At 63.0% G+C, this 23,010-nt stretch carries 18 protein-coding genes; 10 read left to right on the top strand and 8 right to left on the bottom strand.

The features are described 5' to 3' along the window. Positions 1 to 22: 22 nt before the first annotated feature. Together arcA and arcD (N805_RS17325) are read right to left on the bottom strand one after the other, a co-directional pair. A complete protein-coding gene (gene arcA / locus N805_RS17330) occupies positions 23 to 1,285 on the bottom strand; it encodes an arginine deiminase (RefSeq protein WP_019471749.1) in 1,263 nt (420 codons plus the stop codon). A 33-nt stretch (positions 1,286 to 1,318) separates the two neighbouring features. After that, on the bottom strand, positions 1,319 to 2,746 hold the full coding sequence (arcD, locus tag N805_RS17325) for an arginine-ornithine antiporter (RefSeq protein ID WP_019471748.1): 1,428 nt from the start codon (positions 2,744 to 2,746) through the stop codon (positions 1,319 to 1,321). 436 nt (positions 2,747 to 3,182) lie between these two features. Between arcD (N805_RS17325) and arcD (N805_RS17320) the strand changes: the two genes are divergently transcribed. Further along, positions 3,183 to 4,610, top strand: a complete 1,428-nt coding sequence (arcD, locus tag N805_RS17320) for an arginine-ornithine antiporter (RefSeq protein ID WP_019471747.1) — start codon at positions 3,183 to 3,185, stop codon at positions 4,608 to 4,610. Here the strand turns inward: arcD (N805_RS17320) and N805_RS17315 are convergent. The 6 genes from N805_RS17315 to gap all read right to left on the bottom strand — a co-directional run bounded on the left by N805_RS17315 (position 4,590) and on the right by gap (position 11,433). Next, positions 4,590 to 5,003, bottom strand: a complete 414-nt coding sequence (locus N805_RS17315) for a YbaN family protein (RefSeq protein WP_019471746.1) — start codon at positions 5,001 to 5,003, stop codon at positions 4,590 to 4,592. The two genes, arcD (N805_RS17320) and N805_RS17315, sit on opposite strands and share 21 nt — an antisense overlap. 54 nt (positions 5,004 to 5,057) lie before the next feature. Continuing rightward, positions 5,058 to 5,651: a biliverdin-producing heme oxygenase gene (locus N805_RS17310; protein ID WP_019471745.1), complete on the bottom strand. Its 594-nt coding sequence runs from the start codon at positions 5,649 to 5,651 to the stop codon at positions 5,058 to 5,060. Positions 5,652 to 5,905: 254 nt separating this feature from the next. After that, a complete protein-coding gene (locus N805_RS17305; protein ID WP_019472025.1) occupies positions 5,906 to 8,494 on the bottom strand; it encodes a TonB-dependent receptor in 2,589 nt (862 codons plus the stop codon). Positions 8,495 to 8,620: 126 nt separating this feature from the next. Then, the gene (locus tag N805_RS17300) at positions 8,621 to 9,583 is read right to left on the bottom strand and encodes a FecR family protein (RefSeq protein WP_019472026.1); all 963 of its coding nucleotides are present in this window, start codon (positions 9,581 to 9,583) and stop codon (positions 8,621 to 8,623) included. 88 nt (positions 9,584 to 9,671) lie between these two features. Beyond that, positions 9,672 to 10,184, bottom strand: coding sequence for an RNA polymerase sigma factor (locus tag N805_RS17295; protein ID WP_003255059.1), 513 nt, complete (start codon positions 10,182 to 10,184; stop codon positions 9,672 to 9,674). 247 nt (positions 10,185 to 10,431) lie between these two features. Beyond that, positions 10,432 to 11,433, bottom strand: coding sequence for a type I glyceraldehyde-3-phosphate dehydrogenase (gene gap / locus N805_RS17290; protein ID WP_019472027.1), 1,002 nt, complete (start codon positions 11,431 to 11,433; stop codon positions 10,432 to 10,434). Between the two features lie 264 nt (positions 11,434 to 11,697). Between gap and edd the strand changes: the two genes are divergently transcribed. The 9 genes from edd to N805_RS17245 all read left to right on the top strand — a co-directional run bounded on the left by edd (position 11,698) and on the right by N805_RS17245 (position 23,009). Continuing rightward, positions 11,698 to 13,524 carry a phosphogluconate dehydratase gene (gene edd / locus N805_RS17285; RefSeq protein WP_019472028.1) on the top strand — a complete coding sequence of 609 codons (1,827 nt, stop codon included), beginning with the start codon at positions 11,698 to 11,700 and terminating at the stop codon, positions 13,522 to 13,524. Further along, a complete protein-coding gene (locus tag N805_RS17280; protein ID WP_019472029.1) occupies positions 13,521 to 14,483 on the top strand; it encodes a glucokinase in 963 nt (320 codons plus the stop codon). The genes edd and N805_RS17280 overlap by 4 nt, the downstream gene beginning before the upstream one ends. A gap of 168 nt (positions 14,484 to 14,651) precedes the next feature. Next, a complete protein-coding gene (locus tag N805_RS17275) occupies positions 14,652 to 15,710 on the top strand; it encodes an IS110 family transposase (RefSeq protein ID WP_080956862.1) in 1,059 nt (352 codons plus the stop codon). Positions 15,711 to 16,050: 340 nt separating this feature from the next. Continuing rightward, complete coding sequence (gene gltR, locus N805_RS17270) at positions 16,051 to 16,776, top strand: two-component system response regulator GltR (protein WP_019471500.1); 726 nt, start codon at positions 16,051 to 16,053, stop codon at positions 16,774 to 16,776. Beyond that, positions 16,757 to 18,211, top strand: coding sequence for an ATP-binding protein (locus tag N805_RS17265; RefSeq protein ID WP_019471499.1), 1,455 nt, complete (start codon positions 16,757 to 16,759; stop codon positions 18,209 to 18,211). Before gltR ends, N805_RS17265 begins: the two co-directional genes overlap by 20 nt. A 228-nt stretch (positions 18,212 to 18,439) precedes the next feature. Beyond that, positions 18,440 to 19,690, top strand: coding sequence for an AGE family epimerase/isomerase (locus N805_RS17260; RefSeq protein WP_019471498.1), 1,251 nt, complete (start codon positions 18,440 to 18,442; stop codon positions 19,688 to 19,690). Positions 19,691 to 19,794: 104 nt separating this feature from the next. Further along, positions 19,795 to 21,081, top strand: a complete 1,287-nt coding sequence (locus tag N805_RS17255; RefSeq protein WP_019471497.1) for an ABC transporter substrate-binding protein — start codon at positions 19,795 to 19,797, stop codon at positions 21,079 to 21,081. Positions 21,082 to 21,262: 181 nt separating this feature from the next. Then, complete coding sequence (locus N805_RS17250) at positions 21,263 to 22,171, top strand: carbohydrate ABC transporter permease (protein ID WP_019471496.1); 909 nt, start codon at positions 21,263 to 21,265, stop codon at positions 22,169 to 22,171. Continuing rightward, on the top strand, positions 22,164 to 23,009 hold the full coding sequence (locus tag N805_RS17245) for a carbohydrate ABC transporter permease (RefSeq protein ID WP_019471495.1): 846 nt from the start codon (positions 22,164 to 22,166) through the stop codon (positions 23,007 to 23,009). The genes N805_RS17250 and N805_RS17245 overlap by 8 nt, the downstream gene beginning before the upstream one ends. Position 23,010 lies beyond the last annotated feature (1 nt).

The raw sequence follows: 23,010 nt of genomic DNA, 5'->3' as shown, positions 1-23,010 counted from the left end.
GCCCGGCCGGGTGCAATGGTCGTTAGTAGTCGATCGGGTCACGCACAATCGGGCAGGTCATGCAGTGGCCGCCGCCACGGCCCCGGCCCAGTTCGCCGGCGCTGATGGTGATGACCTCGATGCCGGCCTTGCGCAGCAGGGTGTTGGTGTAGGTGTTGCGGTCATAGCCGATGACCACGCCCGGCTCGATGGCCACCACGTTGTTGCCGTCATCCCATTGTTCGCGCTCGGCGGCAAAGCTGTTGCCGCCGGTCTCGACCACGCGCAGCTTGTCTTTCTTGCCCAGCAACTGCTCGGATACCACCTCGAGGAACGAGGCATCCTGCGGCGCGATGTTCATGCCATAGGGCTTGCTGGAATCTGGGGTGATGATGAATGGCTTGATCTCTTTCACCACTTCCGGGAATACCGTTACCAGGTCGCGGTCGCAGAAGCTGAACACGGTGTCCAGGTGCATCGCTGCGCGGGACTTCGGCAGGCCAGCGACGATGACTTTCTCGGCCGCGCCTTTCTCGAACAGGTTCTGAGCCAATTGGCCGATGGCATGGCGTGAGGTCCGCTCACCCATGCCGATCAGCACGATGCCCTTGCCGACCGGCATAACGTCGCCGCCCTCGAGGGTGGCGTTACCGTGATCCTTGTCCGGGTCGCCATACCAGACCTGGAAGTCGGCACCGGTGAATTCCTTGTGGAACTTGTAAATGGCTGTGGTCAGCAGGGTTTCCTGGCGTCGCGCAGGCCAGTACATCGGGTTGAGCGTCACGCCACCGTAGATCCAGCAGGTGGTGTCACGGGTGAACTGGGTGTTGGGCAGTGGCGGCAGAATGAAGCTGGAGTGGCCCAGGTACTTGTTGTACATCTTGATCACTTCGGCGCCTTCGCTTACTGGAAGGTCCTGGCCTGCCACGCCGCCAATCAGGAACTCCGCCAGGTGGCGTGGTTCCAGCCCTTCGAGCCAGCTACGCACCTCGTTGGTCAGGCCGACACCCACGGTGTCAGAGGTAATCTTGCGGTCAAGGATCCACTTGAGGGCTTCGGGTTGCTGCACGATGTCGGTCAGCAGGTTGTGCATCTCCAGCACATCCACGCCGCGCTCGCGCATCTTGGTGACGAAGTCGAAATGGTCGCGCTTGGCCTGGTCGACCCAGATCACATCGTCGAACAGCAATTCGTCACAGTTGCTCGGCGTCAGGCGCTTGTGCGCCAGGCCCGGCGAGCAAACCATCACTTTGCGCAGTTTGCCGGCTTCGGAGTGGACACCGTACTTCTGTTTTTCAGCGGACATGGTTTCATTCCTCCAATTGAACGAAGACGTGGATCAAAGCGTCAGGAAGCCGTCATACAGGCCAAAGGCTGCCACCAGGGCGCCGATGACCACGGCTGCGAAGATCAGTTTTTCCACGTTGGTGAAGACAGGTTGGCCTACCTCACGCTTGGCCTTGGCGAACAGGATGGCGCCAGGTGCGTAGAGCAGGGCCGAGAGCAGCAGGTATTTCACGCCGCCGGCATACAGCAGCCAGAGGGCGTACAGCAGGGCGATGCCGCCGATGATCAGGTCCTTCTTGCGCTCGGCCAGGGCCTGTTCGTAGGTTTCGCTGCGCAGTGCCAGCAGGAACGCATAGGCCGCCGACCACAGGTAAGGCACCAGGATCATCGAGGTGGCGAGGTAGATCAGCGACAGGTAGGTACTGTTGGAGAACAGCGTGATCACTAGGAAGATCTGCACCATGGCATTGGTCAGCCACAGGGCGTTGGCCGGTACCTGGTTGGCGTTTTCGCGGCGCAGGAACTCCGGCATGGTGTGGTCTTTGGCGGCGGCGAACATGATCTCGGCGCACAGCAGTACCCACGACAGCAGGGCCCCCAGCAGCGAGATGATCAGACCGACGCTGATCAGCACCGCGCCCCAGTGGCCGACCACATGCTCCAGTACGGCAGCCATCGACGGGTTCTGCAGCTTGGCCAGTTCCGGTTGGGTCATGATGCCCAGCGACAGCACGTTGACCAGCACCAGGAACAGCAGCACGGTGACAAAGCCGATGACAGTGGCCTTGCCTACGTCAGAGCGCTTTTCCGCCCGGGACGAGAAGATGCTCGCGCCCTCGATGCCGATGAACACCCACACGGTGACCAGCATCATGTTGCGCACCTGATTCATCACACTGCCCAACTCTGGCGTACCCAAAGCCCAGATGTCGGCGGTGAAGATGTCGAGCCTGAAGGCAAACAGGCAGATCAAAGCGAACAGCACCAGCGGCACCACTTTGGCCACGGTGGTGACCAGGTTGATGAATGCGGCTTCCTTGATGCCGCGCAGCACCAGGAAGTGCACCGCCCACAACAGCACCGACGCGCCAATGATGGCGGCTGGCGTGTTGCCCTCACCGAAGATCGGGAAGAAGTAGCCCAAGGTGCTGAACAACAGCACGAAGTAGCCGACGTTGCCCAGCCAGGCACTGATCCAGTAGCCCCAGGCCGAGGAAAAGCCCATGTAGTCGCCGAAACCGGCCTTGGCGTAGGCATACACCCCGCCATCCAGGTCAGGCTTGCGGTTGGCCAGGGTCTGGAACACGAACGCCAGGGTCAGCATGCCGACCGCGGTGATGCCCCAGCCGATCAGCACGGCGCCAACCCCTGCGCTGGCGGCCATGTTTTGTGGCAACGAGAAGATCCCGCCGCCAATCATGGACCCGACGACAAGTGCAACTAACGCGCCGAGCTTTAGTTTTCCGGATGAATCAGACATTTAACAACTCCTGCCAGGAGAAAGTTGACGTCAGCATAAATCCGACGCCGTTGCCGTAAGCTGACTTGTGTCAGTTTAAGGCGACGTGAAGGTAGGAAATTTCCTTCACGGGTGCTCCTGGAGAGTGCCGACAGCTTAAGCTGCAAGCCTTGCGCGCTGGCACCTCCATGTCTTTCTAGAGCAAACGCTCTGTTCAGCCTGCGATGCTTGAAGCTAGCCGCTTTTGACGCTTTCGCAAATTTTTCACAATAATTTCGAGCTTTATCAGGAACTGTTCTAGTTGCCGTACAGCTGCTAGCTTTTAAGGAATGGCGCATAGACAAAGCAGTTATGAGTGCTATAGCTTGAATGGCGTGTTCTATTATAAGTAACCACATTTATATGGCCCGCAGGGCTGTTTCAAAGGCATGACAGCGCGTAAAAAAATGGGGGATGCATGAGCGAACCGGGACAGAAGCTGCGCCTGGGCGCGCTGATCGCGCTGGTGGTCGGCTCGATGATCGGTGGCGGGATCTTCTCGCTGCCACAGAACATGGCGGCGCGTGCCGATGTCGGGGCGGTGCTGATCGGCTGGTGCATTACCGCCGTCGGCATGCTGGCCCTGGCGTTTGTGTTCCAGACCCTGGCCAACCGCAAGCCGGAACTGGACTCGGGGGTGTACGCCTACGCCAAGGCGGGTTTCGGCGACTACATGGGCTTCTCGTCAGCCTGGGGCTACTGGATCAGCGCCTGGCTGGGCAATGTCGGTTATTTCGTGCTGCTGTTCAGCACCCTGGGCTTCTACTTTCCGGTTTTCGGCGAAGGCAACACGCCGATCGCCATCGGCTGTGCCTCGCTGCTGCTATGGTCAGTCCACTTTCTGGTGCTGCGCGGCATCAAGGAAGCCGCGTTCATCAACCAGGTGACCACCGTGGCCAAGGTGGTGCCGTTGCTGATGTTCGTGGTGATTGCGGCGTTCGCCTTTCGGGCCGATATCTTCACCCGTGACATCTGGGGCTTGAGCAACCCGCAATTCGGCAGCGTGCTGGAGCAGGTGCGCAACATGATGCTGGTGACCGTGTTCGTGTTCATCGGCATCGAGGGCGCCAGCGTATATTCCGGGCGCGCCGAGCGGCGTTCGGACGTGGGCAAGGCCACCGTCATCGGTTTTCTTGGTGTGCTGGCGCTGCTGGTGCTGGTCAACGTGCTTTCGCTGGGGGTGATGACCCAGCCGGAACTGGCCGGGTTGCAGAACCCGTCGCTGGCGTCGGTGCTGGAGCATATCGTCGGCCCTTGGGGGGCCTTGCTGATCAGTCTCGGCCTGGCGGTTTCGCTGCTGGGCGCGTTGCTGTCGTGGGCGTTGCTGTGTGCCGAGATCCTGTTCGCCACGGCGCGGGACAAGACCATGCCGCGCTTTCTGGCCAAGGAAAACGCCAACCATGTGCCCGCTAATGCCCTGTGGCTGACCAACTGCATGATCCAGGGCTTCCTGCTGATTACGCTGTTCTCGGCCGGTACCTACACCAGCCTCATCTACCTGGCCTCGTCGATGATCCTGGTGCCCTACCTGTGGTCTGCGGCGTATGCCGTGCTGCTGGCGGTACGTGCAGACACCTATGCCGGGCAGCCGGGGTTACGGCGCAAGGACTTGCTGGTGGCGCTGGTTGCGTTGCTGTATGCCGTGTGGCTGTTGTATGCCGGCGGGCTCAAGTACCTGCTGCTGTCGGCGCTGCTGTATGCCCCCGGCGTGATCCTGTTCGCCAGGGCCAAGCATGAGCAGGGCCAGACGTTGTTCACCACCTGGGAAAAGCTGATTTTCGCCGCTGTGCTGGCGGGCGCCGGGTTGGCAGCCTACGCCCTGTATTCAGGGTTGCTGAGCTTGTGACGGGGCAGGGCAGGCGTGCTCCGGGCGTGACCAGATCCACAGGTTGCCCAGGGTCATGCCGGCGATTGCCAGGAACACCGGCCAGTGGTGTTCCAGAAACGTCAGCATCAGGCCTGCACACAGCAGCATGCTGATGGTCGCGCTTACCTTGGCCCGGCGCTGGATCACCTTGCCATTGCGCCAGTTGTAGAGGATTGGCCCGAACAGCCGGTGGTTCTCCAGCCAGGCCGACAGGCGCGGCGAACTGCGGGTCGCCGCCCAGGCGGCCAGCAGGATGAATTCAGTGGTCGGCAAACCGGGTATGACGATCGCGACCAAGCCCACCCCAAGGCTCACGTAAGCCAGGATTCCATATAACAGGCGGGCGATCTTCGAGCGGGCAGGTTGGGTCATGGTCTCACTGCAAAAAGCGGTTCGGCCACCGTCAGGGTGGCCGTGTACGGCGTATCAGACCAGCGCGGCATCCGCAGCATAGGCATGCTTGAGCAGTTCGGTGAAACGCTCGAAGGCGGCAACTGCACCGCGCTCGGCGGCGGCTTCCTCTTCGGCCGACAGCTCAAGGCCATCGAGGATGCGGGTGAACTGCTTCCAGCCCTCGGCACGGCCACCGGCCGGCTCGCCCAAGTGGCGGGCACCGAAGCTGTCGGACAGTTCCAGGGCCACGGCGCGCTTGATCAGAAACGCAGCGCCCAGTTTGGAGCCTTCGGAGACGAAGATCCAGCCCATTGCCTCGCCCAGGCTCGGGTTGCCCACGGCGCCTGGCACGGCGGCCGGCACTTCGGTGTCGAGGTCAGCGAGGTCCAGGCGTGCCTGGTCGGCACGGCAGCGCTCGGCCAGGTCGGGGACGATGGCGATCAGTTTCGGGTCGTTGTACAGGCCTTGCAGCTCGGACTGGAACAGGTACTGGGCAACGACGAAGCGGGCGAAGCTTTCGCGGCTGTCGAAGGGTGCGTGGGATTTGACCAGGGCATCCAGCTCGGCGTGCGGGGCGTGGGTGATCTGGTTCAGGCGCTGAGAGCGCAGGGCTGGGCGTTCGGTCATGGGGGCAGTCCTTGGAAAGAGGGGCGTCTAGATACAAGACGAAACAGCGGCGGCGGGACAGTAAAAAAACCGGGTTTTACATCGTTCCTGCAGGCCGCAGAGCTTTTTGTAGGAGCGGCCTTGTGTCGCGATCGGGCCGCAGCGCGGCCCCAGGATTTCAGCACTCATACAAAGATTGCCGGGGCCGCTTCGCGGCCCGATCGCGACACAAGGCCGCTCCTACAGGCATTGCGCAGGCCTGTAGGAGAAAGGCTTCAGATATCCCAAACCACATTGATACCGAAGTTGCGACCCGGCATGGTCAGGCGGTCGATGTTGGCTGGCTGGGTCACAGCCGCTTCACCCTGGCCGTCGTAGCTGCGCACCGAATCCCACTGCCAGTACTTCTTGTCGGTGAGGTTGTACAGGCCGGCGTTGATGGTCACGTCGTCGGTGACCTTGTAGTAGCCGGTCAGGTCCAGCACACCGTAGCCCGGGGTGCGGAACTTCGAGCTCGAACCATCTGGCGAGTAGAAGCTGGAGTCGTCGACGCGGGTCTTGCGCTTGACCAGCGTCCAGCTCAGCAGGCCGCCGTAGTTCTGCTGCTCGTAGCCCAGGCCGAACACGCCCTTCAGCGGGTTGACGGTGTTCAGCGGCTCACCGGTGTCGTCGTTACGACCATAGGTGTAGGCAATCGAACCCTGGGTATACAGGCCTTGCGGCGCGCCGAAGTGGTCGAGGTTCAGGCGGCCCTTGACCTCGGCACCCTTGATGGTGGCGTGCTTGATGTTGTTGGCCTGGAAGGTTTGTTCCAGATTGGCGCTTTGCACCGCATCTTCGTCGATGAAGTCGCGGTACTTGTTGTAGAACACCGCCACGTCGAAGTTACCCGCGTCGAAGTTGCCACGCAGGCCGGTTTCGTAGCTCTTGCTCTTTTCCGGTTCCAGGCCTGGGTTGCCTTCTACGCGGTAACCTTCCTCAAGGTTCACGAATTTTCCGTACATCGACTTGGCGGTCGGGGTGCGGAAGCCTTCAGCATACTGACCATACCAGGTGTAATTGTCGTTGAAGGCGTAGGTCAGGCCGAACTTGGGCGAGACGCGGTGCCACTTCTTGTCCGAGTCGTCCTGGGAGGTGGGCGCTGTGCCGGTGGACTCCAGGCCACGCAGGAATTCGTCGGTGAACTTGGGTTCCATGCGCGTGTAGTCGTAGCGCGCACCGGGCATGAAGGTCCATTTGTTCCAGCGGATTTCATCCTGCACGAACAGGCTGTAGGTGTTCACGGTCGGGTCCGGGAAGTCGCTGACCAGAACCTGGCCGTCTGCCGGGCGTTCGGCGCCGGCGGCGGAGCAACCGGAGCCCACGGCCAGGCAGGTGCCCGTGCCGCTGCGCGTACCCGTGATTTTCTCGTGCTTGATCGTGGTGCCATAGGTCAGCAGGTGGTCGGTGGCGCCGATGCTGAAAGCTTTGTCCAGCTGGGCATCGAACACCCACTGGCGGTCCTTGTAGGTCGTGTCACGCGTGCGAAGTACCTGGCGGCCAGGCGGCGCGTAGACTTCTTCGGTGTGCTGGTCGGTCTTGGCGACCTGGTAGTTGAGGCTCCACTTGACGTGGTCAGCGACCCGCGAATCCAGGCCGAACTCATGGTTGATGCCAAAGCGCTCGCGGGTGATGGTGTCGTTGCCACTGCGCGCCTTGTAGTAACCCATGCCGCCAAAGCCCGGAATGAACGGCCCACCCACCGCACTGAGGATGTTCTGGTCGCGGTCATCCTTGTAGCGTTCGTAGGTGAAGCCCAGGCGCGCGTCGTCGTCGTAGTTCCAGCCAAGCTTGGCCAGCACGTTGGTGGTGCGCACGTCCATCGGGTTGGCTTCGGTGCGCGACAGGCCGTCACCGCTGTGGTTGCCGTGGGTTTCGGTCTCGTGGCCGTTGCGCTGGCTCAGGTGCAGCAGGCCATCGAAATCACCCTCGCGGCCGGCGACGGTGGCGGAGGTCAGCCAGCTTTCGTCGGCCGAGCTGTAGCCGGTCTTCAGCCGCGCACCCACGTCCTTGCCGGGCTTGATGATGTCGTCGGGGTCGAGGGTGAAGTAGCTCACAGCGCCGCCGATGGCGTTGCTGCCGTACAGCACCGAGGCCGGGCCGCGGAGGATTTCCACGCGCTTGACGATTTCCGGGTCGACGTAGTTGCGTTGGGTCTGGGCGTAGGGGCCGTAGAAGAAGCTGTCCGGGATCGACACACCGTCGACCTGGGTGAGGATACGCTCGCCGTCGATACCACGGATGTTGTAGCCGTTCAGGCCGCTGCGCTGACCGGTACCGGCCACCGACACGCCTGGTTCGTAGCGCACCAGGTCCTGGATGTTGTTGACGTTCTGCCGGTCCAGTTGCTCGCGGGTCTGCACGCTGACGGTGCTCGGCACCTGGCTGACGTCCTGGGCGCTGCGGGTGGCGCTGACGGTCACTTGTTGCAGGGCGATCACGTTGCCGCTGGTCTGGCGCTCGAGGACCACGTTGCCGTTGCTGATCTTGCGAAAACTCAGCCCGGTACCCTGCAGCAGGCGCTTGAGGGCAGCATCCGGCGGCATCGAGCCTTGCACGCCCGGCGACGCCACGCCGTCGGCCAGCTCGGCGCTGAAGCCGACCTGCCAGCCGGTGACCTGGCTGAAGGCGTTGATCGCCGACACCAGCGGCTGCTGGCCGATGCTGAAGCGGTAGTCACCCATGCGCGGGCTGCTGGCCTGGGCCGGTTCGGCGGCCAGCGCCGGCAGGCTGCAAGCGCCGCTGGCGAGCAGGGCCAGGGTCAACAGGGACAGTTGCCCGGTTCGGCGGGGAAGGGTGGACGTGCGGGTAGGACCAGTGGACATCGAAAGCGCTCCCTGATGCGCGGGCTGTTATAGGTGATTGCTGTTCTCGTTTTCAAACAAGAATCAGTTGCATTGGCTATAACGAGACGGGCGGGGCAGGGGGATCGCGTAAAAATAATTTCGGGGTCAGTTCAGAATCACCAGCGCAGGGTACTCATGCAGCTGTGCCGAGGTGATGTGGGCCAGTGCGCGCAGGGTTTCCAATGGCTGGTCGAGGCGGTAGTTACCCGTCACTGCAACGTCTTCGAGCTGCGCATTGCGGTTGATGATCCAGCCTGGGTAGTAGCGCCGCACTTCAGCCAGTACCTGGCTCAGCGGGCAGTTCTCGAACACCAGGCGGCCGTCGACCCAGGCCAGGTCCTTTTGCATGTCGGCGCGTTGGCGCTGGCCGAAGCCCTGCGGGCCCACGCTGATGCTGTCGCCGGCACTCAGGCGGATGCGCTGGTCGCGTGCGCCTTGCAGGTCGACATCACCGCGTTGCACCCGCAGCTGGGCCTCACCATTGAGGTAGCGCACGGCAAAGTCGGTATCGCGCACCTGTGCGCGCAACGGCCCGGCCTCGACCTCAAGTGGCAGCAGCGCACCTTCGGGTATCTGGAAGTAGGCCTCACCCTGCAGCAGGCGGGCAACCTGGCGGCCCTCCCGGCGGTCGCTGGCTAATGCCGAGTTGGTGTTGAGCAGCACTTTTGCACCGTCTTCCAGTTGCAGGCGCTGGCGCTCGCCCACCACAGTCAGGTGGTCGGCCTGCAGGCGGGTGGGCAGGTTGCCGACGGTGAACAGCCCGACCAGCAACACTGCGGCGGTGGCCAGGGGTTTCCAGTGGCTGCGCAGGCGCCCGCGCCACGAGCGGCGTTGCTGCTGGTGCATCTGCGTGGCCGCCTGGTGCAACGGCGTACCGTTCCACAGTGCTTCTGCTTCGACATAGGCCTCGGCGTTTTCCGGCGCGGCGCTCAGCCAGGCTTCAAAGGCCTGGGTGTCTGCGGCATCGGCGCATTGCAGGCGCACCAGCCAGTCCAGCGCCTCGTCCATGGCACGAGCACGGGCACTAGGCCCGGCAGGTGACGGGCGAGGGGCAGGGCTGTCGGTCACGGTGAATCCTTGAATGGTTTTTTGCGAATGATCAAGGCTAAGACGGGGTGTGGCAAGGGCTTTGCGTTGCCGTTCGCCTGCGGTCAGCTTACTTGAGGCGTTCGGCAACACCCATGCAGATCGCCATGATGAGTTTCAGTTCCTTTTGTACCGTACTGGGCGAAACACTGAGTTGTTCGGCAATTTCCAGGTAGGTGGCGCCATGCAGGCGGCTGAGGATGAAAATGCGCTGCTGGCGTTCGCTCAGCTGGTTGAGGCTGACACTCAGGTGCTTGAGCAACTGCTCGGCATGGGCGGCATCCTCGCTGCTGGTGGCGGGGGCGGCCACGCTGTGCAGCACTTCGTCGGGCACGTCGTCGACCAGCATGCGTGCCTGCACCCGGCGTGCGCGCAGGTGGTCCAGTGCCAGGTTGCGCGCGGTCTGGAACACGAACGGCTCGATGTGCTCGATGGGCCGCTCGCCCAGGGCGCGGGACACCCGCAGGTAGGTTTCCTGCAGCAGGTCTTCGGCCGTGCTGGGGTTGCCGACCATGCGCTGCAAGGTGCGCAACAGGGTAAGGCGCTGGACGAGGAAGACGGAGTTGAACCGGGACTGACTCACGGGGGGACCTGGCCGACGAAAGGTTAATGATAATGCTTATCATCCATGCCGTTGGTCAAGTGTGGATGTGTTAGGGAATGGTAAAGATTGTGAGTCCCCGCCCTGTGCGGTCCCTTGTGGGAGCGGCCTTGTGTCGCGATGGGCTGCGTAGCAGCCCCCTGCAATATGTGCTGTGTAGCGGAGATTGTGGGGCTGCTGCGCAGCCCATCGCGACACAAGGCCGCTCCTACAGTGAGCGTGCCAGGTCTTAGCGGGCCTGGCACAACGCCAGGCAGTTATCCAGCATGCGGTTGCTGAACGCCCACTCGTTGTCATACCACGCCAGCACCTTGAGCATGCGCCCGTTGGCCCGGGTATGGTTGGCATCGAAAATCGACGACAGCGGGTTGTGGTTGAAATCGCAGGAAACCAATGGCAACGCGTTGTAGCCCAATACCTTGGAATGCTGGCTGGCTTCAAGGAACAGCTGGTTGACCTGCTCGGCCGTGGCCTCGCGCTTGAGGTTGACGGTGAGGTCCACCAGCGACACGTTGATCACCGGCACCCGCACTGCCATGCCGGTCAGCTTGCCGGCCAGCTCCGGCAGCACCAGGCCCACGGCCTCGGCGGCGCCGGTCTTGCTCGGGATCATCGACTGGGTGGCCGAGCGCGCGCGGTACGGGTCACTGTGGTACATGTCGGTCAGCACCTGGTCGTTGGTGTAGGCGTGAATGGTAGTCATCAGGCCTTGCTCGATGCCGAACTCGCGGTGCAGCACCTGGGCGATCGGCGCCAGGCAGTTGGTGGTGCAGGAGGCGTTGGAAATGACCTGATGCGAGGCCCGCAGGATGTCATGGTTGACCCCGTACACCACGGTGGCATCGGCACCCTTGGCCGGCGCCGAGACAATCACCTTGCCAGCCCCTGCAGCAAGGTGTGCAGCGGCCTTGGCGCGGTCGGTGAACAGCCCTGTGCACTCGAACACCACGTCGATCGCCTCGGCCTTCCAGGGCAGTTCGGCCGGGTTGCGGATGGCACTGACCGCGATACGGTCACCGTTGACCGTGAGGCTTTCGTGGTCGGCCTCCACCGTGGCGTCGAACGTGCCGTGCACGCTGTCGTACTTGAGCAGGTGGGCATTCATGGCGCTGTCGCCCAGGTCGTTGATGGCGACGACCTGCAGGTCCTGGCGGTAGCCTTGGGTATACAGTGCGCGCAGGACGTTGCGCCCGATGCGGCCGAATCCATTGATGGCGATGCGTAGGGTCATGGCAGTACCTCTGGCAGTCCGAGTGAAACCTGTGGCAAAAAGGAGCTTCACTGAAACGGTTTTGTTGTTGGAATTACAAGATTATTCACTGGCTGATAGAAAACAAGCCTTTTTAGTGGCAGTATTTTGTTTAAACATACAACGAGTGGTTGGGCGATGCGCCTCCACCGATGCAGCAGGCTCCTTAGCTTGAGCCTAGGCCGCAATCGTTTGGAGGGGAAATGCCCGGTAAACCGCCCTTACAATTAGCCTGGAGTCCAGTACATGCATCCGCGCATCCTTGAGGTCACCCAGCGGCTGATCGAACGCAGCCGTGCCACCCGCGAACGCTACCTGCAGCTGATTCGCGGGGCGGCCAGTGAAGGCCCCATGCGTGCCAGCCTGCAGTGCGCCAACTTCGCCCATGGCGTGGCCGGCTGTGGCAGCGAGGACAAGCAGACGCTGCGCCTGATGAACGCGGCCAACGTGGCGATCGTCTCGGCCTACAACGACATGTTGTCTGCCCACCAGCCGTACCTGCACTTCCCCGAGCAGATCAAGCAGGCCCTGCGTGAGGTCGGTTCGGTCGGGCAGTTCGCCGGGGGCGTGCCGGCCATGTGCGACGGCGTGACCCAGGGTGAGCCTGGCATGGAGCTGGCCATCGCCAGCCGCGAAGTGATCGCCATGTCCACGGCGGTAGCGCTGTCGCACAACATGTTCGACGCCGCGCTGATGCTGGGCATCTGCGACAAGATCGTCCCAGGCCTGATGATGGGCGCGCTGCGCTTCGGCCACCTGCCGACCATCTTCGTCCCGGGCGGGCCGATGGTGTCGGGCATTTCCAACAAACAGAAGGCCGATGTGCGCCAGCGTTATGCCGAAGGCAAGGCCAGCCGTGAAGAGTTGCTGGAGTCGGAGATGAACTCCTATCACAGCCCGGGTACCTGCACCTTCTACGGCACCGCCAATACCAACCAGCTGGTGATGGAAGTGATGGGCCTGCACCTGCCGGGCGCCTCGTTCGTCAACCCGTACACGCCGCTGCGCGACGCGCTTACCGCCGAGGCCGCGCAGCAGGTGACGCGCATGACCAAGGCCAGCGGCAGCTTCATGCCGCTGGGCGAAATCGTCGACGAAAAGGCACTGGTCAATTCCATCGTTGCCCTGCACGCCACGGGTGGCTCGACCAACCACACCCTGCACATCCCGGCGATTGCCCAGGCGGCAGGTATCCAGCTGACCTGGCAGGACATGGCTGACCTCTCCGAGGTGGTGCCAACCTTGTCCCACGTCTACCCCAACGGCAAGGCCGACATCAATCACTTCCAGGCTGCCGGTGGCATGGCCTTCCTGATTCGCGAGCTGCTGGATGCCGGGCTGCTGCACGAAGACGTCAACACCGTGGCCGGCCACGGCCTGCGCCGCTACACCCAGGAACCGTTCCTGGACGATGGCAAGCTGGTGTGGCGCGAGGGGCCGCAACAGAGCCTGGACGAAAGCATCCTGCGCCCGGTGGCGCGGCCGTTCTCGGCCGAAGGCGGCCTGCGGGTGATGGAAGGCAACCTGGGCCGTGGCGTGATGAAGGTTTCCGCCGTCGCCCCCGAACATCAGGTGGTCGAAGCGCCTGCGCTGGTGTTCCATGACCAGCAGTCGCTCGCCGACGCGTTCAAGGCCGGCGAGCTTGAGCGTGACTTTGTCGCCGTGGTGCGCTTCCAGGGCCCGCGTTGCAACGGCATGCCCGAATTACACAAGCTCACGCCATTCCTCGGTGTGCTGCAGGACCGTGGCTACAAGGTAGCGCTGGTCACTGACGGGCGCATGTCTGGCGCCTCGGGCAAGATCCCGGCGGCCATCCACGTTTGCCCCGAGGCTTATGATGGCGGCCCGCTGGCACGGGTACGCGATGGTGATATCGTGCGGGTCGATGGTGTCGAAGGCACATTGCGGATCATGGTGTCGGCCGAAGAACTGGCCAGCCGCGACCTGCCGCCGGCCCCCCAGGGCAATGACCTGGGCTGCGGGCGCGAGCTGTTCGGCTTCATGCGCATGGCGTTCAGCCCGGCAGAGCAGGGCGCGAGTGCCTTCACCTCGGCCCTGGAGAACCTCAAATGAAGGACCTGCTGGTTGGCGACATTGGCGGCACCAATGCCCGTTTTGCGTTGTGGCGTGACAACCAGCTGCATGAGGTAAAAGTCTTTGCCACTGCGGACTACACCAGCCCGGAGCAGGCCATCGAGGCTTACCTCGAAGGCCAGGGCATAGCCCGCGGCGGGTTGGCGGCTGTATGCCTGGCGGTAGCCGGGCCGGTCGATGGCGATGAATTTCGCTTTACCAACAACCACTGGCGCCTGAGCCGTACGGCTTTCTGCAAGACTTTGCAGGTTGAACGGCTGTTGCTGATCAACGATTTCACCGCCATGGCGCTGGGCATGACCCGCCTGCGCGAAGGGGAGTTCCGCGAGGTGTGCCCTGGTCAGGCTGACCCGTTGCGGCCTGCGCTGGTGATCGGGCCAGGCACTGGCCTGGGCGTGGGTTCGCTGCTGCGCGTGGGCGAACAGCACTGGCAGGCCTTGCCGGGGGAGGGCGGCCATGTCGACCTGCCGGTGGGCAATGCGCGCGAAGCGGCAATCCACCAACAGATCCACGGGCAGATCGGCCATGTCAGTGCCGAGACCGTGCTCAGTGGCGGTGGCCTGGTGCGGCTGTACCAGGCAATCTGTGCACTGGATGGCGACACACCCAGGCACAGGACCCCGGCGCAGATTACCGATGCGGCGCTGGGCGGCGAGCCACGGGCGCTGGCTGTGGTCGAGCAGTTCTGCCGGTTCCTTGGGCGTGTGGCGGGTAACAACGTGCTCACGCTGGGCGCGCGAGGCGGGGTCTATATTGTCGGCGGCGTCATTCCCCGCTTTGCCGAACTGTTCCTGCGTAGCGGGTTTGCCGCGAGTTTTGCAGACAAGGGCTGCATGAGTGGTTACTTCGCCGGTGTGCCGGTGTGGCTGGTGACGGCGGAATTTTCCGGTTTGCTGGGGGCCGGTGTGGCCTTGCAGCAGGCCTTGGACCACAGATAAGTGTAAAGGGCCGCTGATAGTTCCGGCACAGCACGGTCCCTGTAATCGATGGACTCGCCCCCGCCGAGGCATCACAGTGCCACGGTGGCGTTCGAAGAAGCCAACGGCAGCGAGGGCGAGACCATGAAAAAGCATAGTTCGAAGCACGATTCCCTGTCTTCCACCGACGTGGAACTTTGCACAACCATCTGCGTTGACCTGGCCAAACAGGTCTTCCAGTTGGCAGGCGAGGACGCTACTGGTCGGGTGATCTACGAAGATCGCATCAAATCCCGTCAAGCATTCCATGACTTCCTGATCAGGCTGCCAACGACCGTGGCCGTCTTGATGGAGTGCGGTCCAGGTGCACAAGCCTGGGCCAGGCTGCTGCAAACCAAAGGTAATCCGGTTCGCATCCTGCCTGCGCAACGCGTCGCCGAACACCGTAGCGGCGCGAAGAACGACCGTAACGATGCCCATGCCATTCTGCGTGCCGGTCGCGATACCAGCATTGCCTCCGTACCGATCAAGAGCACCACAGCGCTGGCTATTCAAGCACTGCATCGCATCCGGCGCGGCAACATCAAGCGGCATACAGCGCTGGGCAATCAGATACGTGGCCTGCTGCTTGAGCATGGCGTATCCATGCCTCAAGGCGATGCCGCGATCAGTCAGCAGGTACCGCGGGCGCTTGAGGATGCCTCCTTGCCTCTGCCCGATTTGTTGCGCGAGTTGCTTGATGAGCTGCTGACTGACTGGCTGTCTTTAGGTGAACGCATTGCGGCGCTGAGTGGACGGCTCGAAGTGACAGCCCAGCAAGATAAGGTGGCACAGCGGCTGATCACCATTCGTGGCGTTGGCCCAATCATCGCCACGGCGATCGTGGCAAAACAGACCGAACCCAGCCGCTTCGCGAGTGGCCGAATGTATTCCGCCTTCTTCGGTATCGTGCCGGACCAGCACAGTAGCGGAAACAAAATCAGGCTGGGCAGAATGAGCAAGCGAGGTGACGGCTACATACGCAGCCTGATGATCCAGGGCGCCCATGCTGTCTTGAGTCAGCTAAGACCTGATTCCGATCAGCCAGACGATCGCCGCCTGTTGCGCTGGCTATCCCGCCTTGGACGCAAGGAGGCGGCGATCAGACTGGCTAATCGAAATCTGCGCATTATCTGGGCTCTGTTACAGAGCAATCAGGTCTACCAACGTAAACCGAACAACAACCCGGAGGCTGCTATGAGCCTCTGACCAACCGAGCAATGCCACCGGGGCGCTGAGCGCTCCAACCCCTGCTAGTGAACATTGACCCTAGGTAAGACCGTCGCAGACAGATGCCTCCGCTCCTACAGGCCTAACGTAATGGCCTCAATGTAAACGGCACACTGCGAGCTCACCACGATGTTGGCCAGAAGCGAAAAGCTTCCTCGAATAGGCCTGATACATAGATGCAACCGGGTTCCTATGTTCAAAAGCAGCTAGACAGTGTGGGCGAGTCCATACATAGGAGCGGCCTTGTGTCGCGATGGGGCGCGAAGCGGCCCCAATAACAGGCAACCAAGACCTGTAACCAACAAGAGGAAGGACCACCTTGAGCACTGCCGGCAAATCGATCCTGATGGTCGACGACGACCAGGAAATCCGCGAACTGCTGCAAACCTACCTGAGCCGCTCCGGCTTCCAGGTGCATGCCGAAGCCGATGGAAAGGGCTTTCGCAGCGCCCTGGAAACCACCCCCTGCGACCTGGTCATTCTCGACGTCATGCTGCCCGACGAAGACGGCTTCAGCCTGTGCCGCTGGGTGCGCCAGCACCCGCGCCAGGCACGCGTGCCGATCATCATGCTCACCGCCAGCTCCGACGAAGCCGACCGGGTCATTGGCCTGGAGCTGGGCGCCGACGACTACCTCGGCAAACCCTTCAGCCCTCGGGAACTGCAAGCAAGGATCAAGGCCCTGCTGCGCCGCGCCGAATTCGGCCAGTCGGCGCCGGGCAGTGCCGTGCTGGCCTTCGACGACTGGCGCCTGGACACGGTCAGCCACCGTCTGTTCCACCACGACGGCGAAGAGGTGATTCTGTCCGGCGCCGACTTCGCCCTGCTCAAACTGTTCCTCGACCATCCGCAGCAGATTCTTGACCGCGACACCATCGGCAACGCCACCCGTGGTCGCGAGCCCATGCCGCTGGACCGCATCGTCGACATGGCGGTCAGCCGCCTGCGTCAGCGACTGCGCGATACCGACAAGCCCCCCCGGCTGATCCGTACGGTGCGTGGCAGCGGTTACCTGTTGGCGGCGCATGTCTGCAGTGCGCCCTGAGCGGCGCTGGCGCCTGCTGCCGCGTTCGCTGCTGGGGCGCATGCTGCTGCTGACCCTGCTGGTGGTGCTGCTGGCCCAAGGCTTGTCGAGCATCATCTGGGTGGCCCAGTTGCGTGCCAGCCAGCTGCAGGGCCTGCGCGCCAGCGCCAGCAGCCTGGCCCATTCGATGAGCGCCAGTGTCAGTTACTTCCGCTCGCTGCCGGTAGCCTATCGGCCCATGGTGCTCGACCAGTTGCGCAGCATGGGCGGCACGCGCTTTTTCGTCTCGCTCAACGCCAAGCCGCTGGACATGTCGGTGCTGCCCATTACCCCACGCAAGCAGGCGGTGATCGATGTGTTCCAGCAGGTGCTGCACGAGCGCCTAGGTTCGCAGATGGACATTTCCGTCGAGTTCGTCGGGCCTGACGACCTGCGCATTTTCAACAGCGGCCTGAAGCTCGACGAGCTGCCACGCTCCTGGGCGCATTACTCACTAACCCTGGAGCCGCTCAACCCGCCCGTGCTAGTGACGCAGATCCGCCTGGGCGAGGACGAGTGGCTGTACATTGCCTCGCTGTTGCCCGAGCCCTATACCAGCCTTGAGGCCGAACGCCTGCCACGGCAACAGATCGGTTTCATCGTGCTCACCACCGCCTTGCTGCTGTTGTTCATCGGTTTGCTGGTGCACTGGCAGAGCTGGCCACTCAAGCGCCTGGCGCGCGCTGCGCGCGAGATGTCGCTGGGCGCCGATGTAGCGCCGGTGGCTGAAGGTGGTGGTAGCGAAGTGGTCGAAGTAAGCCGGGCATTCAACAGCATGCGTGAGCGCATCAGCCGCTACCTGACCGAACGCAGCCAGCTGTTCAGCGCCATCTCCCACGACCTGCGCACGCCGATCACCCGCCTGCGCCTGCGTGTCGAACTGCTGGAGGACGAACGCCTGCAGGCCAAGTTCAGCCAGGACCTGGACGAGCTGGAGCTGCTGGTGAAAGGTGCGCTGCAGTGCGTGAAGGACACCGATATCCACGAGAACATAGAGCCGGTCGACCTCAACCAGGTGCTGGAGATTCTGGCAGAGCCTTATCTGCGTGATGGCCGTATCACCGTCGATGGCCGGGCGCAGGCGCCTTACCCAGGCAAGCCGCTGGCGCTGCGGCGCTGCATCGGCAACCTGATCGACAACGCCATCAAGTACGGCGCGCAGGCGCGGCTGCGCATCATCGACAGTGCCGAGGGCTTTGTGCTGCAGGTGGACGACCAGGGGCCGGGCGTACCGCAGCAGCAGCTGGAGCAGGTGTTCGAGCCGCATTTCCGGCTGGCCGGACAGCAGCAGGGCTATGGGCTGGGGTTGGGTATTGCGCGCAACATTGCCCACAGCCATGGGGGCGAGGTGAGCTTGTTGAACCTGCGCCAGGGCGGGTTGCGGGTGACCCTGTATCTACCGCGGGGCATGGACTGAGCTGTCGTGTTGCCTGCACCGGCCTCCTCGCGGGTCAACCCGCTCCCACAGGGTTTTGCAATAGCCTCGAAGTGTGTGGGGTTCTGTGGGAGCGGGTTTACCCGCGAAGAGGCCGGCACAGGCGAGTCAAATGTCACTGCATAGTGACAAACCCATCTCCCTTCGTGACACCCCGGCCAACCCGGCTGACTAGACTTCGCACACGACTGGCAAGGATCAAGCTGGCCCATGAACACCCCCAATCTGCCCTCCACCAGCTGGCTCAACGCCCCGGCCCACACCGCCTGGCGCGTGGCCGAAGCACAGCGCCTGCTGGCCTTCGCCAAGGCCGCGAAACTGCCCGACGGCTTCGGCAACCTGGATGCCAAGGGGCAGTTAGCCCCCGGCGCCCGTGCCGAAACCATGAACACTGCTCGCATGACCCACTGCTTCGCCCTGGCTCACCTGCAGGGCATACCCGGCTGCCTGGACTACGCGGCACACGGCGTGGCTGCTTTGCGCGGTGCCATGCAGGATGCCGCCTACGGCGGTTGGTTCGCCCACCCCGGCGGCCACGACGACAGTGGCAAGGCGGCTTACCTGCATGCCTTCGTCGCACTGGCCGCCAGCTCGGCAGTGGTGGCGGGCGCTGTCGACGCCCCCGCGCTGTTGGCCGACGCAATCCATGTGATCGAAGCGCATTTCTGGAGCGAAGAAGAAGGCGCCCTGCGGGAAACCTTCTCCCGCGCCTGGCAACTGCCCGAGCCGTACCGGGGCGCCAACAGCAACATGCACGCGACCGAGGCCTTTCTGGCCTTGGCAGACGTCACCGGCAACAGCCTGTGGCTCAAGCGCGCCTTGCGTATTGCCGAGCGCATCATCCGTACCCATGCTGCTGCCAACGGCTGCCGGGTCATCGAGCATTTCGACGCGCGCTGGCAGCCACTGCCGCACTACAACCTTGAGCATCCGGCCGACCACTTCCGGCCTTATGGCACCACGCCTGGGCATGCCCTGGAATGGGCGCGGCTGCTGCTGCACCTGGAAGCCAGCCTCGAACGGGCCGGCCTGCAGGCCCCGCAGTGGCTGGCGGAGAGTGCCCGGGCACTGTTCGACGCAGCCTGCCAGCAGGCCTGGAAGGTCGATGGCGCGCCCGGTTTCGTCTACACCCTGGACTGGGCCGGGCAGCCCGTGGTGCATGCGCGCCTGCACTGGGTGCACGCCGAGGCCTGTGCTGGCGCAGCGGCCCTGTTGCAGCGCACCGGCGAGGCGCAGTACGAGCAGTGGTACCGCACCTGCTGGGATTTCATCGCCAGCCACTTTATCGACAATGTCGGTGGCAGCTGGCACCACGAACTCGATGCCCACAACCAGCCGGCCGGGACCCTCTGGCCGGGCAAGCCCGACCTCTATCACGCCTACCAGGCGCTGCTGCTGCCAGGTTTGCCGCTGGCCCCCAGCCTGGCCAGCAACCTGGCCGGCAATGTAACCAGACGATGACATTCACGCATCGCTTCGTTACCCGGCGAGGCGGGCACGCTGTTTAGACTCCATGCAACGCAAGCGACCGACTTGCACGGCATAACAACAAGAAAGGTGCTTCGATGATTCCCACGCTCCGTCTCGCTGCCGCAATCTCCTTGGCTTCATTGATCCCGCTCAGTGCCCTGGCTGCCGAACCCAAAGGCAGTGTCGAGGTGGTGCACTGGTGGACCTCCGGTGGTGAAAAGGCGGCCGTCGATGTGCTCAAGGCCCAGGTCGAGAAAGACGGCTTCACCTGGAAGGATGGCGCCGTCGCTGGCGGTGGCGGTGCCACGGCCATGACCGTGCTCAAGAGCCGCGCTGTAGCTGGCAACCCGCCGGGTGTCGCGCAGATCAAAGGGCCAGACATCCAGGACTGGGCGGCCACCGGCCTGCTCGACGGCGATGTGCTCAAGGAGGTGGCCAAGGAAGAAAAGTGGGACGCATTGCTCGACAAGAAGGTCGCCGACACCGTTAAGTACGACGGTGACTATGTGGCCGTGCCGGTGAACATCCACCGCATCAACTGGCTGTGGATCAACCCCGAAGTCTTCAAGAAAGCTGGCATCGACAAGGCGCCCGCCACCCTCGACGAATTCTACGCTGCTGCCGACAAGCTCAAGGCCGCCGGCTTCATCCCGCTCGCCCATGGCGGTCAGCCGTGGCAGGACAGCACGGTATTCGAAAGTGTGGTGCTGTCGGTAATGGGAGCAGACGGCTACAAGAAGGCCATGGTCGACCTCGACAACGCCGCCCTGACCGGCCCTGACATGGTCAAGGCGCTGACCGAACTGAAGAAGGTGGCCACCTACATGGACCCGGATGGCAAAGGCCAGGACTGGAACCTGGAAGCGGCCAAGGTCATCAACGGCAAGGCCGGCATGCAGATCATGGGCGACTGGGCCAAGAGCGAATGGACCCTGGCGAAGAAAACCGCCGGCACGGATTACCAGTGCGTGCCGTTCCCCGGCACCGACAAGGCCTTCCTCTACAACATCGACTCGCTGGTGGTGTTCAAGCAGAACAACGCGGGCACGTCTGCCGGCCAGCAGGACATTGCCCGCAAGGTGCTGGGTGAGGACTTCCAGAAGGTCTTCAGCAGCAACAAAGGCTCGATTCCGGTACGCAACGACATGCTCGCCAACATGGGCCAGTATGGCTTCGATGCCTGCGCGCAGACCTCCGCCAAGGACTTCCTGGCCGACGCCAAAAATGGCGGCCTGCAGCCGAGCATGGCGCACAACATGGCCACCACCCTGGCCGTGCAGGGCGCGTTCTTCGATGTGGTGACCAACTACATCAACGACCCCAAGGCCGACCCGGCCGATGCAGCGAAAAAGCTGGCAGCGGCGATCAAGGCTGCCCAGTAGAGCTGACGCGATCCCCGTTGTAGGAGCGGCCTTGCGTCGCGATGGGCTGCGCAGCAGCCCCAGAACCTGCGCACTCGATCTTCCAGGTAGGTGTTGACCTTGGGTCCGTTGGGGCTGCTGCGCAGCCCATCGCGACGCAAGGCCGCTCCTACAGGGGAGTGCGGTACCTTTGAGGTGAACCATGACCACGTCTACCGCCCAACTGCGGGCCTCACCCCTGGACGCGCTTCAGCGCTGGCTGCCCAAGCTGGTGCTGGCACCCAGCATGTTCATCGTCCTGGTGGGCTTCTACGGCTACATCCTCTGGACCTTCGTGCTGTCCTTCACCACCTCGACCTTTCTGCCCACCTACAAATGGGCGGGCCTTGCGCAATACGCGCGGCTGTTCGACAACGACCGCTGGTGGGTGGCGAGCAAGAACCTGCTGCTGTTCGGTGGCCTGTTCATCGGCATCAGCCTGGCTATCGGCGTACTGCTGGCGGTGTTGCTGGACCAGCGCATCCGCCGTGAGGGCTTCATCCGCACCATTTACCTGTACCCCATGGCGCTGTCGATGATCGTTACCGGCACCGCCTGGAAGTGGCTGCTCAACCCCGGCATGGGCCTGGACAAACTGTTGCGCGACTGGGGCTGGGAGGGCTTTCGCCTGGACTGGCTGATCGACCCCGACCGGGTGGTGTATTGCCTGGTGATCGCTGCCGTGTGGCAGGCCTCGGGCTTCATCATGGCAATGTTCCTGGCCGGCCTGCGCGGGGTCGACCCGTCGATCATCCGTGCGGCGCAGATGGATGGCGCCAGCCTGCCGCGCATCTACTGGACCGTGGTGCTGCCCAGCCTGCGCCCGGTGTTCTTCAGTGCACTGATGATCCTCTCGCACATTGCCATCAAAAGCTTCGACCTGGTGGCGGCGATGACTGCCGGTGGCCCGGGCTACTCGTCCGACCTGCCGGCAATGTTCATGTACTCGTTCACCTTCAGCCGCGGCCAGATGGGCATGGGCTCGGCCAGCGCCATCCTCATGCTCGGGGCGATCCTGGCGATCCTCGTGCCGTACCTGTACTCGGAGCTGCGGAGCAAACGCCATGCATAGCCCTGTCGACAAACCCACGCTCAGCCTGAGCCGTATCGCCATCCACGTGGTGTTGCTGAGCGCTGTGCTGCTGTACCTGGTGCCGCTGGTGGTGATGCTGCTGACCAGCTTCAAAACCCCCGAAGACATCAGCACCGGCAACCTGCTGAGCTGGCCAGCGGTGATTACCGGCATTGGCTGGGTCAAGGCCTGGGGCACGGTCAGCGGTTACTTCTGGAACTCGATCATGATCACCGTGCCAGCGGTGCTGATCTCCACCACCCTTGGCGCGCTCAACGGCTATGTGCTGTCGATGTGGCGCTTTCGCGGCTCGCAGCTGTTCTTCGGCCTGCTGCTGTTCGGCTGCTTCCTGCCATTCCAGACCGTGCTGCTGCCGGCTTCGTTCACCCTCGGCAAGCTTGGCCTGGCCAGCACCACCGGCGGCCTGGTGCTGGTGCACGTGGTCTATGGCCTGGCCTTCACCACGCTGTTCTTCCGCAACTTCTACGTGAGCATCCCCGATGCACTGGTCAAGGCGGCGCGCCTGGACGGTGCCGGGTTCTTCACCATCTTCCGGCGCATCATCCTTCCGATGTCCACGCCCATCATCATGGTCTGCCTGATCTGGCAGTTCACCCAGATCTGGAACGACTTCCTGTTCGGCGTGGTGTTTTCCAGCGGTGATTCGCAACCGATCACCGTGGCCCTGAACAACCTGGTCAATACCAGCACCGGGGCCAAGGAATACAACGTCGACATGGCGGCAGCGATGATCGCCGGCCTGCCAACCCTGCTGGTCTACGTGGTGGCAGGCAAATATTTCGTGCGCGGGCTGACGGCCGGCGCGGTCAAGGGGTAAG

Source organism: Pseudomonas putida S13.1.2, assembly GCF_000498395.2.
GTDB classification, from domain to species: domain Bacteria; phylum Pseudomonadota; class Gammaproteobacteria; order Pseudomonadales; family Pseudomonadaceae; genus Aquipseudomonas; species Aquipseudomonas putida_Q.
The sequence above is the reverse complement of the archived record's forward strand: the minus strand, read 5'-3'. Positions and strand labels throughout refer to the sequence as shown.